Below are 13035 nucleotides of genomic sequence, written 5' to 3'. Positions count from 1 at the left end.
GGGAGTCCGATATGAAGAAAATATTTCCTTCTTGCTTCTTCCCTCTTCCTTTTTCCCTCTTCCTTCCACATCCGATATTAATCGCCGACTTCCCCGACAACCTCCGCAGCAGCCTGAGTTTCGAGCCAGAGTTTGAGCAGCAAGAGCTCCGCCCGATCGCCCAACACAGTCGCAAACACGCCGTCAGCCCCCTCAGACGCATCAGAAATCCACGTACCGCGCAGAGTCACTTCTACAAAGTCAGCATCAGCAACACAAAGGGCGATCGCATCGTTGTCGTTTCGGCGCGCCTCAGATTCCAACAGAGACAGCGCCGGCAAATTCGCGGGCAGCAAAAATGCCGCAGTGCTCGGTTCGACGCTGATGCTTTGACCAACTCGCATAGCCAGCACAACTCGCAGCGCCACTAACTGTTCGGGAGATTGAGCCAAACGCTCGAGGTTAAAGCCCGTTTCAGTGTAAGTCAACTTCAGCATATTGACAGCCCTAAATTTGGAATTGAAAGTTTAAAATTGAAAATCGGGAATTGGGAATTGGGCATCGGGCATCGGGAATTGGGCATCGGGAATTGGGAATTGGGCATCGGGCATTGGATAGGTCGGAATTAAAAGTTTGCTATTGCGACCTAAAATCCTTTTCAATTACAGGACTTAATGAGCTATTAACTATTAGCTATTACCAATTACCAATTACCTGTTTGGCCCATGCCCCATGCCCTATTCCCCATGCCCTATTCCCCAATTTGGTATTCGTGCCAAAACAGTTCTGCAAAAGCAACAGTGGGGTGTATGGGGGCCTTCGGCTTAGTTCGCAGAGACATTCCGGCTTCTACGGGAGTTCGATCGCCCTTACGAGAATTGCACCGTTCGCAAGCAGTCACCACGTTGTCCCAAGTATGCGGGCCACCCTTTGATCGAGGCATGACGTGATCCAGCGTCAAATGTCGGTTGCTACCGCAGTATTGGCAAGAATGAGCGTCGCGGCGCAGAACTTCCCGGCGATTGACCGGGGGCACTTTCCAAAGGCGTTCCCTGTTACCAAAAGTCAAGCGGATTTGTTCGGGTACGTGGATGCTGGTGCTGGGCGATCGCACCAGCCAGCCGTTGCCGATGCTAAAATCCAGAGGTTCAGCCTTGCCTGTTACCAACAGTACGATCGCCCGTTTGATGTTGACACGGCTCATTGGTAGGTAATTTTGAGAAAACACCACCACAGATTGCCTCAATACATCAGTTACTACGGTCACGGCTTGCTCCTCCTCATTTGGATTTTAGATTTTAGATTTTAGATTTTAGATTTGGGATTTTCGGTGCAACGCCTACATTGGCTACATCTGGTTTTTTCCCAGTTCCCCAAGCGGATCGAATTTCTCAAATATCCAATCAAATGCCCCCGCTTCTCTTACTTAGAAGCGGGGGCTAGAAAAACTGCTTTCATGCAAATTTTCATCCTGTCTTGGTACAGTCGTTTAGCTGTACCTCCCGCTTCGCGTATCTCGATGTGGCTGTGCCACTTGCAGACCGTCTCGGTCTACCTCGTTGTAATTAATTTCTGCAATTTGTTCTAATCCACTATAACCGGGTTTAATTAGGCCCAAGCCCGCCCACGAGGTCGCTGCGACAGTCGCCAAACCGGTGCTAAAGACGTGCCGTAACGACTCGGAGCGACCCGTAGGGCGATCGCACTTCAGTTGATAGGTGGAGTAGGTGGGGAGAAATTTCACAGCAGGCAGAAGGTGGTTAAGAGGCTTTCAATCTAGCTGTAAACATACTACACTGATATTACACATATGTCCACCCGTCACGGAGAAAAAATTATGCATACCCTACCTAGAACCTCAACCACCGAAATGGAAGTGACCAGCATTCGACTCGAAAGAGAACTCAAGGAGAGACTTAAAGAACTCGCGGGCAATCAAGGCTATCAAGCTTTGATTCGAGATTTGCTCTGGAATTACGTGCAGCAGAAGTCTGGAGAGTATCGGCAGATGTTTTCTCGATCGGATATTCGAGCTAGCATTAATGCCACAGCACAGCAGGAGGAACGCTGCGCGCTTACAGGAGAGTTGATTCGACCGGGCGGGCCGATGTTATTAGGCCTGACGATGCACGGCGAAATGGTGCCACTGAGTATAGGGAGTATGGCTGGATAAACCAGTTTATCGAAAATTTGTGAGAGCGATCGGCCTGGGGTGAAGGCCCCAGGCGCTGAAGATCAGACTATTTTAGATTTTAGATTTTAGATTTTAGATTTGGGAATGCCTTATAAGATAAGGGTTTGGAGGTTGCCTAGAGTTGCATTGTTTTTGGGAACTGGTATAAAAATACTTCGGACAGTTGTTGAGTGCCAACCGTAGAATAAGGATTTCAAGGCGATTCGGCAATCGAACTACCAACTGACATCTTGCACCATTTTCAATAAGCTTTTTATGGGCGGGCTCTCCTGCCCACCCCACAAGAAAATGCACTTGTTGTGGAACAGGCAAGATGCTTGTTAAGCGAGAATGATGCAAGATGTGAGCTACTAACGAAAAATCGAAGGTTTCAGACTGCGAACTAAAAAAGTCCGGGCTATTGGTATAAAATCCCGCAGTATCTAAACAATATCTATTTAACGAACCACGAAGACGTGTTCGGCGAAGCCGTTCCCGTAGGGTAGAGCACGAAGAAAGATGGAGAAGAAGATAGCTAATGTTAGCGGTTCGGGATTCTGGTAACGCAGATCCGGATGCTCCAAAACGCGCGTGTTAATGTTAAACTTTCCATCGGGCGTGCCGAACAGACGATCGTACATTTGATGAAAAAAATTAAGGTAATGCTGAAAAACCCCTACTTAACTGCTGCGAGTTCGATCGCCCTTCTCACAATTATTGCCGGATGTGCAGCTACTGAATCACCTCAACTTGCATCTCCCTCTCCTGTAGCTGAATCTTCCCCGCCCCCAGTTAAACCAAGTCAGCCTCAGCCCTTAATAGTCTCTGTTAGCAATCCCGAAACCGCCACAAATACCAAAATCCAGCAATATCTCAACGGCTTAACAGCACAAGGTTATGCCAAAGAAGATCAAGGGATATGGATGCAATCGGGCAATACTTTGCTAGCAAATCATCAAGGTACAGTTCCTCTGTCAGCCGCTTCTATTACCAAAGTAGCCACATCTCTGGTAGCACTGCAAGAATTCGGCCCGGAACATCAATTTATAACCTTAATTGGTACAACTGGAAAAATTGAAAACGGCGTATTAAAAGGCGATTTAATTGTACAGGGAAACGCCGATCCGTTGTTTGTTTGGGAAGAGGCGATCGCCCTTGGTAACGCCTTAAATCAAAAAGGCATCAAGCAAGTCAGTGGCAATTTGATAATTGTCGATAAGTTTTACATGAACTTTGAACTTGATCCCCTCAAATCGGGAGAATTGCTCAAACAAGGATTGAACAGTCAAATCTGGCCCAGCGAAGCCGCCGCCCAGTATCAAACCCTGCCTCCCAATACGCCAAAACCCCAAATAGCAATTGAGGGTACTGTCAAATTTTTGTCAGCACCTCCCAATGACGTGCAGCCTTTAGTCAAACATTATTCTTTGCCCCTTGCCGAACTGATCAAAAAAATGAATCAGTACAGCAACAATCTCATGGCAGATATGCTAGCTGATACTGTCGGCGGCGCCAAAACAGTCGCCCAAAAAGCAGCAGCAGCAACCGGAGTTCCCCCCGCAGAAATTCAACTCGTCAACGGTTCGGGATTGAGCGAAGAAAATCTGATTTCTCCCCGGGCTGCTTGCGCGTTATTTATAGCTTTAGAACGCTATCTTGAACCTTACAGCATGACAGTTGCTGATGTCTTAACTGTAGTTGGGAAAGATCAAGGAATACTGGCAGAACGGGCGCTTCCTAAATTAGCAGTGGTCAAGTCTGGCACGTTGGATAATGTTAGCGCTTTGGGCGGAGCCCTGCCAACTCAAAAACAAGAAACAGTGTGGTTTGTGATTATGAATGGAGGGGCAAATGTCGAGACATTTCGCACTCAGCAAGAGGTTTTGTTGAAAAGCTTTTTGAATGACTGGGGAAGTGTTCAAGTTTCGCCGCCGGAATTAACGCCAAATCCTGCTAGAAAGAGTAAGGTATCTCGCAGCGAAATTGTTCAATAAACTGTTGTGCATTTAATTTGTATATTCCGGGCGGGTTAGAAGCCCACCCCACAACAGAGTTTGTAGGGTGCGTCAGCACAGAAATTTTAAATTTTCAGCTAAAATAATGCAAGCGGATGCACCATAGGAGTACAAACTAATTTAATTAGGGGCTGTCGCCCTAGCGACTACAATGCCGATCGCACTTTCGACTCTGCTAATATATCTCTGCAAGTCGTAAGCAACTGTCACCTCCCCAGCCGGCGAAGCGTGAATTAAACCCATATTGCCGTCAGCATTGCGGTAGACTAAACCCGTGTGGGTGACATCCAATCCTTTAACATCCGTGGCTACCGCTACAATATCCCCTGGTTTTAACTGAGAATAAACACGTTTTATCTGATTTGTCGGGATGTAATTAACAGTAGTTTTGGCTAAGTCTGCTTCTTGCCTGACTATGCACTGATAAGTCGCTTCGTCTTTAACCATTTGCGGGTAACTGCTGCGGTGCTGACTCATGAAATTTAGTGTTTTATTCATGGGAACTCCACCTAATTCAGCGGTGATATTTTCCACTGTTTGCCGTTTTTGATTGTCATTAATCCATTCAGAAAAATAATGCAATCTGCTGCAATAACCGTTAATTTTACCGTTTAAATACCGCTGTTGTTCTATGCGATTTACAAAATTTTGATAGTCGTAATCTTGTACTGCTACGCCCCTGGCGATCGCCAAAACGGTTTCTACAAATAAAACGCAATCAAATTTATTCAAAGTTATGAGCAACTTTTCTTCGCCAGATTTGTCCAGCAAACCAGCGGCGTAGGGCGATCCTTGGAAATTATCGGCGATCGCCTGGACGATTTCTCCGATCGAGCGATCGTGCAAATTTTGTTGTTTTGCATACTGTACAACCTTTTCAAAACGTGCTATGTCTTGAGGCTGTGCAACGGTTTCTCTCTCGGTATTATTGGAGTCCGATCCTCTCGCCAGCACCTTCAGCAATTCGGAATAGGAAATTTCCCCTAAATTTTTGAAGTCCCACAACATACTCGGAAAACTGGAAACACTTTGCTTGTTTGTTATTTCCAGATTTTCGCTTTCTCCCGTCAAGGAAAACGCTAGATCCGCCCCCTGTGCTGCTGTTTGTCGATCGACAACATATCCCGTAGCAGATTGAGACTGAAATGCCCAAACATCAGGGATCAAAGAATTATTCACGCCGACGATCGCAAATCCCAAAACAGCCAGACTCCAAAAATTTTTCATGTTTTTCCAAGGATTTTGCTTCAACTCAGTGCTATCCTGAAAATTTTACAATTACTAGAATTCTCAATCAGCCTAGTAGACAGATAAAATTGGCAACAGCGGACTAGATGGATACACTTGTCATTTAGATGCCGCCCTATTATAAACTGATCGTGCGAGTTTGATAGCACAAAACTGTAATGCAAGTAGAACGCCGACGCCGCCCACGCCCAATTTCCCCCCGACGCCCCATCGAGCCCCTAGGCCCAATCGGGCCACGACGCCAAAGCAGCCAGCGTCCTGTTCAATCTCGTCGTCGAGTCAGGACGAAATTTTCTCGCTTAAAGTACCGTAACATCCTGTGCTTAATTGCCGGGGCGATCGCGATCGGTTGGATTGTCACAATACCGTTCAGAATTCGCCGTCCCCCAGAACCGCCAGTCATCTTGGCTAAACAGGCCGTCTCGCCTCAAGAAACACTCTCGCCTCCGACAATTGAACCATCGGACAATTTAGCCGATCGTCAAAGCGAGCCTACCTTTAGCTACAACATCAAAACACCTCCCAATCCAGTTTACTCTCAAGAATTGCAAGGGATTGTTGATGAAGCGGTGAAGATTGCAACCACCAAAGGAATGCCCGCAGAACGGCTATCAATTACCTTATTTGATGTCAGCAATTCCAAAAGTCACACCTTTGCCGGATATCAAAATCAAACTCTTCGATTTCCCGCTAGCGTTGCCAAGTTATTTTGGATGGCAGCGTTTTACTCAGCCATAGAAAAAGGCATTATTACGCAAAGAGAATCTGCATTTAAAAACGACCTAGAGCAAATGATTCGCATCTCCAACAACGATGCTGCCAGCAGACTTTTAGACAAAATCACAGATACAAAATCCGGCGGCAGGCTCTCAGGAGAAGAGTTGCAAACATGGCTGAAAAAGCGCACTCAAATTAACACATTTTTCCAGTCCGCAGGCTACAATGATCTTCGTATAAGCACCAAAAATTATCCCATATACTATTTAAGACAAGAAGGGCCAATCGGTCGCGACTTGCAATTGCGGGGCGATGCTTCTCAGCCGATTCGCAATCAAGTAACTACCGACCAAGCGGCCAGATTAATATATGAAATCTATACTAGGCAAGCCGTTTCCAGCGTCGCCAGTCGCAAAATGGCTTACTTGCTGACTAGAGACTTAGACCCCAAGGCATGGAAAAATGACCCTAGCAATTCAATAAAAGGATTTCTTGGCGAATCTTTACCAACTAATATTTATTTTGGTTCCAAAGTAGGCTATACTTCCAAATCCCGCAGCGAAGCGGCCTTTGTCAGAACTTTAGACGATCGCGCGATTTATATTTTAGTTGTTTTCGCAGACGATCCGGCTTATGCCAAGGACGAAACAACATTTCCGGCAATTTCTCGATACGTTTTCGATCGGCTAAACGCTCGTGGCCCCAGCACTTTGCAGTGATATGGAGTAGGGCCGGTTGACTGTTGACTGTTGACTGTTGACTGTTAGTCGAAAAACTGAAGGATGGTTGATATCAAATCCGGTTGCATCGGAATTATTCATCTCTCTGTTCTCTTCCTCTGTTTTCTTTGCGTCAACAGCGGCTTAATCATTCCAATGCAATCGGATTTGATATGAGTGTTGAATGTTGACTCGATTTTACACTTCCGGCGCGGTCAGAAGTGAGATTATGCACAAACAACTGTTTCTGCGAAAAAAGGGTACTGACGGCCAAAAAAAAAACAATTTTTTGACCACAACTCTATGCTTTTAGGTTAGGTAAAACCCGCATAAATAAACCCGGTTTCTGATATCCTATGATACTATGTCCGGTCCATTACCCTTAATAGGGTAGGGGCGGGTTCACGAAAAATATCTGCCAATAATTGACAATCTCAAAAACCCGCCCTTTTAATCGCTCGATCAGACATGATATGAGCAAGTGCTAATTAAGTTTGTCGTAATGAAGTCGTTTTTCTCTCGTCTGCCAAGAGCTAACTCTAAACGGTGAGTTTAACAATTGATTTACTGGGTACAATTTAACTGGGGCGAAAGGATTCGAACCTCTGAATGGCTGGACCAAAACCAGCTGCCTTACCACTTGGCGACGCCCCAACGTCTCAACATTTAATATAGTAACACCCAGACACGGGAATCTGTCAAGCATTTTGACAATAAAATTTAAAAAATGTTTTTGGAACCGATCGCCCGCAGGTTTATGCTTTGATCGCACGGGGGCGCGCCACGGGGATTTCAATCCTGAAATCCGCTCCCTGTCCAGGTTTCGAGATACAGTTCAAGCTTCCTCCGTGTTTTTCCACCACAATCTGGTAGCTGATAGACAAGCCGAGTCCCGTACCCTTGCCCACAGGTTTAGTGGTAAAGAAAGGGTCAAACAAGTGGCATTTAGCTTTTTCGGCCAATCCGGGCCCGCTGTCTTGAATCCGAATCACCACAACTTGACCCCTCGACTTTCCTGACTCATCAGCCTCCGAGTCTGGGTTCACCACCGCCGTCGAGATTTTGATCGTCTTAGGTGGAGGCTGATTTTCCAAAGAGTCGATCGCATTCGCCAAAATATTCATAAATACTTGGTTGAGCTGTCCGGGATAACACTCTACCTTCGGCAAGTCGCCGTAGTCTTTAATTACCTCAATTCCCGGCACTAGCCCGTTTGACTTCAAGCGGCTCTGCAAAATCAGCAGCGTGCTGTCAATCCCTTCGTGAATGTCCACCGGCTTCATCTCGGCTTCGTCGTGCCGCGCGAAGTTCCGCAGAGACAGGACAATTTGGCGGATGCGTTCAGTTCCCATTTCTATTGAAGACAGAATTTTCAGCAAATCCGGCACTAGGAACTCAACATCGATTTCTTCGTTTTTGTCGAGAATTTCGGGGCAAGGCTCCGGGTAATGCTTTTGATACAAGTGCAGCAAATCCAGCAGATTTTTCATGTACTGCTTGCAATAAGTCAAGTTGCCGTAAATAAAATTAACCGGATTGTTAATTTCGTGGGCGACGCCGGCGACCATTTGACCAAGAGAGGACATTTTTTCGTTTTGGATGAGCTGAGCTTCTTTCTGCTGCAACTGCTGCAAAGTTTCCGTTAGTTGGCGGGCTTGAGTTTGGGCTGCTAAGGCTGCCGCCCGCGTTTGGGCGTAGAGTTCGGCTTGGTCGATCGCTATCGCCAGTTGATCCACCACCGCTTGCAGCAATTCCACTTCGCTCGTCGCCCAGGAACGGTGGCTGCTGTAATGGTTACAAACTACAGCACCCATTTGACCGGAGCGAGTCTTGACTGGCAGCAGCAGGTTAGAAACAATCCCGATACTGCTCAAAAAAGCTCGCGTGGGCGGTTCGATGCACAGTGCTGTTGCAGCGTCGCCGATCCGGAGCGTTTGGCGGTGGCAAATTTTCTCGGCCAGCAGGGTTACTTGTTCGATCGGGTATTCTGTGAGCCGCTCTTTCAGTTCGGGATTTGCCGCCTCGTGGGTGATGGCAAAGCTTGGCTGCCCGTCTCGCGAGATGGAGTACCACAAAAAGTAGCACTGGTCAACCTGCAACAAGCTGCGAATTTCGTTGACAGCCGTATCTAAAATTTTGTCGAGGTCGAGGGAATTCCGCATCTGGCTGGCGAGGCCGAAGAGCAAGCCTTCCCGGCGGCTCAACAATTCTTCTCGGGCTGCGTGGCGATCGATCGCCACGGCGATGGCGTTAGCCATGCAACCTAGAACTTCTAGCGCTCCCTCGCTTGCCAAAGCGCTACTGCACAGAGTCATCACTCCCACCAGTCGCTCCTCCACAATCAGCGGATAGGCAATGGTGCACAGAGACGGGTTCGACAGTAGGCACACAGGAGCAGTTTGGAGTTTTCCCGCTTCTGTTCGCACCCAATCTTCTATTTCTTTTGCCCACTCTTGGCTGCTAAGTCCTGAATTGGCCTGCAATTCTAACCGCTCTGTCTGCAGGTTAAAAGTCCAGATGCTCACCCCTGTGGCGTCGAGATACTCTACCATTGCCTCGGTGCAGCGGTTGAGGATGACCGATATTTTCCCGCCTTGTCCGAGGGCTGCACCGACTTTAGCTTGCAGGGAACCCAAGCGAGCTCGCTCTTGTAGGGACGTTGCCGTTAGTTGGCGATCGGATGTGTCGCGGGGGCCGGCAACGATTTCTCGGATTTGTTGGGTATCGTCCGCGCGCCCGATGCCCGCTGAAGCTTCCCACACATATTGAGATTTGCCTGTTTCTCCCAGCGTCGGGAGCTTTTTTGTTCCGTATATTGTTGTCATGCTGCTCTGTGGCGTATGTACCGCAGACAAGCTCGATCGGTTCGATCCAGGAACTAACTCCGAGATTTTCTGGCTGTCGGAAGTGATATCTTCTACCTCTGGCAAATGTTTCTGGGCTTTGACTAATTGCCAGCGCAGCTCCACCAAACTCGCAACTTGCCGACTCAAAGCTTGCAGACCTTCTATCGTTTCTTTTGTCAAGTCTCGCGACACCGAGTCCATGACGGATAGCACTCCCAGCATCTGCCCCTCTGAGGTCATGACTGGGATGCCGGCGTAAAATTTCACGAAGGGGTAGAAAACGATCAGCGAATGCTCGCCAAATCTCATATCTGTGGAAGCGTCTCGAACAATGGCGGCAGGCAGTTCTTTAAAGGAATTTATAGGGAGTTCGATCGCAAATTCGGGAGCAACTGGCGGTTGTTGTAGGGAAATTGCCCGGTCAAATTCCGAGTTTGAGTTTGAACTCTGGGCGAACTCTTCGGGAGTTGGGTCCAGGGCGCGAGCGCAAAAATTCAGGTAACGGTGAGCCAAAGTTCGATCGATACCTAATTGCGACTTTAACCAGTGGCGATTACCGTCAATCAAGCTCAAGAAAGCAATAGGAGTTCGGCTGATTTGAGCTGCCAAACCTACCAAATTGTCCAAGCAAGCGTCTGGAGCAGAGCCGAGAAGCTGATACAAGTCAATGTTATGGAGCTTGAACACTTTTTTACCAAGAGGCAAGGGTGATTTCATCATGTGTAACTGCCCGTCTAGTTGCTGGCAACCGCCCTTCTCAATACTTCCCTTGAAAAACAAGCTATGAATTCTGTGCTGGGAGACTCTGGGCGCAAGTTCAGCGCAGGTTGCTTGCGCCGAATTCAGACTAACCTCTTGACTGATCTGGAAACTTTTGAGTTATGGGAGTTAGATCACGCCAAATCTAAGACTATATAAATTATACTTCCAGTTGACTATGCTTTTGAATACCTCCGGCTCTCTAAATCTAAGAGCCTCTGTTGGGAGGAAGCAGGTTTCCAAAATATATGACGATTGCTTACCTAGAATTTTTTTATCAGTTTAATTGTATTTTAACAGACTTGTCTAATCGTGGGTAGCTGGCTTGCTGGTAGATTTAAATCAGGGGTTTGTGCCACAATACCAGTGTCCTTTACCGAGCTGTGCCTTAGCCGGGAGTTCAACTACAGTTAGGAGATTAATTACAAAAGATTGGTAAGATGTTAAACTTTGTAACAATAGTTGTTCAAACTCGACCTTTTAGGGTTTCTGGGCCCGGATGCACATTTTGCAACTGTTGTAATTGCCGATCAACCACTCTCCCAATCCCTTTTTTCGAGTTTGAGGTAAAAAAACGGGGGTAAAGTTTCAACTAACGCTCCAACGGAGTTGACAATTATTGGGTAGAGGCAACGCTCAAAAAATAACTGAACGAAGTATGTTTTGTATTTTCAAGAACTATAAATAAACAGGGAGAAGAATATGTCTGCAAGTAGCAGTCAAGTACCAACTATTTTGGCAGTTGATGATAGCGTCGTAATGCAAGGACTTGTTAAACAGGCCTTAAGCAAAGAGTTTCGAGTTCTCGTAACCGACAATGCAGTGGATGCTTTGTCAACGATTTATCACGAACAAATTTCTGTTTTGTTGCTGGATGTTTCGATGCCTGGTATTGACGGATTGGAACTCTGCCGCACGGTGCGGAGCTTGCCTCAGTTTCAGAATTTGCCGATCGTAATGCTGACAGCGCGAGATGGAGCATTTGATAAGGTACAGGGGCGTTTGGCGGGAGCAACAGAGTATTTAACTAAGCCGTTTGATGCTGATAAGTTGCGCGAGGTAATTGGTAAGTTTATCAAAATCAAATAATCGGACTTAGGAAAAAAAGTCAGTTTTGAGTAATTAATCAAGTAATTTGAGTAATTAATGAACTAAAAAGTTGCGATCGCGCTCTGTGATCCTCGACTTCTTTAACAAGTCGAGGGGCGGGGCATTCTGCACTATTTGCGAGGTAAGTCCTAAATTTTTAATTTAGCCAGGAGTAGGGGAGCGATCGCACTGACAGGTAAAACATATTGGGCGGCACCAAGGGCGATCGCCTCCTTGGGCATTCCGAAGACAATGCAGCTAGCTTCGTCTTGGGCGATTGTCAACCCCCCTTCTCTGGCGATAGCCAACATTCCGTCAGCACCATCTCTACCCATTCCTGTCAGCAAAACCCCCGCTGCTGCCCGACTATAAAAATTAGCTACCGACTTAAATGTCACCGTTACAGAAGGGCAGTGTCCCGCAGCATGAGCAGCTTCTGAATAAACAAATCTCCCTTGAGAGTCCAATTCTAAATGACGTTTTTCTGGCGGAAAATAAACAGTCCCTGCTTGTGGCAATTCCCCAAAAGAAGCTATCTTAACAGGCAGTTTCGATTCATTACCCAGCCAATCAACTAATCCTTGCAAAAAACCTTCACTGATGTGCTGGACACAAATTATAGGCACGGGAAAACTAGCCGGGAGTTTAGAAATAATCGCGTACAGTGCTTGCGGCCCGCCTGTCGAAGCCCCTATAGCCAATACTTTAATAGTTGGAAATTTAACATTTTCGTTGGAAAATTTGTAATTAGGAACAGGTGCTTGGTTGATTTTTACAATTTGATTATTATCTTGTGTTGGCATCTTTTTTTGATGCCGTGTAAATACTTTAACTCCTGACAGGATTTTAACTTTAGCTATTAATTGATTTGCTAGGCGAGCGTAATCAGATACCAACCCGCCAATCGGTTTCGGAAAAACATCCAATGCACCAGCATTTAACACTTGAAATACATTGTGAGTATCATTCGCTTGCACTGAAGCACTAATTACTAAAATTGGTAGCGGATATTTCTTCATTACTTCTTCCGTAAATTCTAACCCGTTCATTGGTACCATGTTCAAATCTGTACAGATTACTTGGGGCTGAAGTTTGGGGATTAATTCTAGTCCTTCTAATCCGTTGCAAGCGGTTCCTACAACTTGGATGTCTGGCGAGGACTCAAAAATTCGTTTGAGGACGAGCGTAACGACTGGAGAATCTTCAACTAACAATAGTTTAATGGGCGATAACATCAGTTTGCTGGGAAATGGGGAATGGGGAACGGGAAATGGGGAATGGGGAATGGGGAATAGGGCACTTGTACTGCCCTTCGACTTACTTTCCTTCGGCGAAGCTTAGCGGGCAAACCGCGCAGGGCGAGTGGCTAAGCTCAGCACGAGTCGCTCAGTAACCGCGTAGTCCAAGTATTGGGCATTGGGCATCGATGCACTGGTAATGGTGCACTGGGCACTGGATATTTGGCCTTGCTAATTGGTAGTAAATAACAA

Annotated in this window: 11 protein-coding genes and 1 tRNA gene; 5 read left to right on the top strand and 7 right to left on the bottom strand. The window is 46.7% G+C overall.

Translation table 11 applies throughout. The features are described from left to right. Window positions 1-77: 77 nt before the first annotated feature. From QUA90_RS07580 to QUA90_RS07570, 3 genes are all read right to left on the bottom strand, one after another. Entirely contained in the window at window positions 78-476 is a 399-nt protein-coding gene (locus QUA90_RS07580) for an alr0857 family protein (RefSeq protein ID WP_333296669.1), read from the bottom strand. Window positions 477-730: 254 nt separating this feature from the next. After that, window positions 731-1246 carry an HNH endonuclease gene (locus tag QUA90_RS07575; RefSeq protein WP_333056402.1) on the bottom strand — a complete coding sequence of 172 codons (516 nt, stop codon included), beginning with the start codon at window positions 1244-1246 and terminating at the stop codon, window positions 731-733. A 222-nt stretch (window positions 1247-1468) separates the two neighbouring features. Next, complete coding sequence (locus QUA90_RS07570) at window positions 1469-1723, bottom strand: hypothetical protein (RefSeq protein WP_333324816.1); 255 nt, start codon at window positions 1721-1723, stop codon at window positions 1469-1471. Window positions 1724-1816: 93 nt separating this feature from the next. On the opposite strand from QUA90_RS07570, the gene QUA90_RS07565 reads away from it, so the two are divergent. Then, a complete protein-coding gene (locus QUA90_RS07565; protein WP_039886507.1) occupies window positions 1817-2152 on the top strand; it encodes a ribbon-helix-helix domain-containing protein in 336 nt (111 codons plus the stop codon). Window positions 2153-2814: 662 nt separating this feature from the next. Continuing rightward, on the top strand, window positions 2815-4146 hold the full coding sequence (locus tag QUA90_RS07560; RefSeq protein WP_333444730.1) for a D-alanyl-D-alanine carboxypeptidase: 1332 nt from the start codon (window positions 2815-2817) through the stop codon (window positions 4144-4146). Window positions 4147-4287: 141 nt separating this feature from the next. Here the strand turns inward: QUA90_RS07560 and QUA90_RS07555 are convergent, their stop codons facing one another. Then, window positions 4288-5394 carry an N-acetylmuramoyl-L-alanine amidase-like domain-containing protein gene (locus tag QUA90_RS07555; protein ID WP_333444709.1) on the bottom strand — a complete coding sequence of 369 codons (1107 nt, stop codon included), beginning with the start codon at window positions 5392-5394 and terminating at the stop codon, window positions 4288-4290. A 179-nt stretch (window positions 5395-5573) separates the two neighbouring features. On the opposite strand from QUA90_RS07555, the gene QUA90_RS07550 reads away from it, so the two are divergent. Further along, a complete protein-coding gene (locus QUA90_RS07550) occupies window positions 5574-6851 on the top strand; it encodes a serine hydrolase (protein WP_333324812.1) in 1278 nt (425 codons plus the stop codon). A 582-nt stretch (window positions 6852-7433) separates the two neighbouring features. Here the strand turns inward: QUA90_RS07550 and QUA90_RS07545 are convergent. Together QUA90_RS07545 and QUA90_RS07540 are read right to left on the bottom strand one after the other, a co-directional pair. Next, window positions 7434-7505 (bottom strand) — tRNA-Gln (locus tag QUA90_RS07545). A gap of 101 nt (window positions 7506-7606) precedes the next feature. Then, on the bottom strand, window positions 7607-10417 hold the full coding sequence (locus QUA90_RS07540) for a GAF domain-containing protein (RefSeq protein WP_333444707.1): 2811 nt from the start codon (window positions 10415-10417) through the stop codon (window positions 7607-7609). Window positions 10418-11158: 741 nt separating this feature from the next. Here QUA90_RS07540 and QUA90_RS07535 point away from each other — a divergent pair. Next, window positions 11159-11545 (top strand): response regulator, encoded by a 387-nt coding sequence (locus QUA90_RS07535; protein ID WP_015175702.1) that lies wholly within the window; start codon window positions 11159-11161, stop codon window positions 11543-11545. A gap of 149 nt (window positions 11546-11694) precedes the next feature. On the opposite strand, the gene cheB is transcribed toward QUA90_RS07535, so the two are convergent. Continuing rightward, the gene (cheB, locus tag QUA90_RS07530) at window positions 11695-12714 is read right to left on the bottom strand and encodes a chemotaxis-specific protein-glutamate methyltransferase CheB (RefSeq protein ID WP_333444728.1); all 1020 of its coding nucleotides are present in this window, start codon (window positions 12712-12714) and stop codon (window positions 11695-11697) included. Between cheB and QUA90_RS07525 the strand changes: the two genes are divergently transcribed. Further along, window positions 12638-12886, top strand: coding sequence for a hypothetical protein (locus tag QUA90_RS07525; protein ID WP_333444737.1), 249 nt, complete (start codon window positions 12638-12640; stop codon window positions 12884-12886). The genes cheB and QUA90_RS07525 overlap by 77 nt on opposite strands. Window positions 12887-13035 lie beyond the last annotated feature (149 nt).

The organism is Microcoleus sp. D3_18_C4, from assembly GCF_036702355.1.
Taxonomy (GTDB): domain Bacteria; phylum Cyanobacteriota; class Cyanobacteriia; order Cyanobacteriales; family Microcoleaceae; genus Microcoleus.
This window is presented reverse-complemented; position numbering and strand designations above follow the sequence as displayed.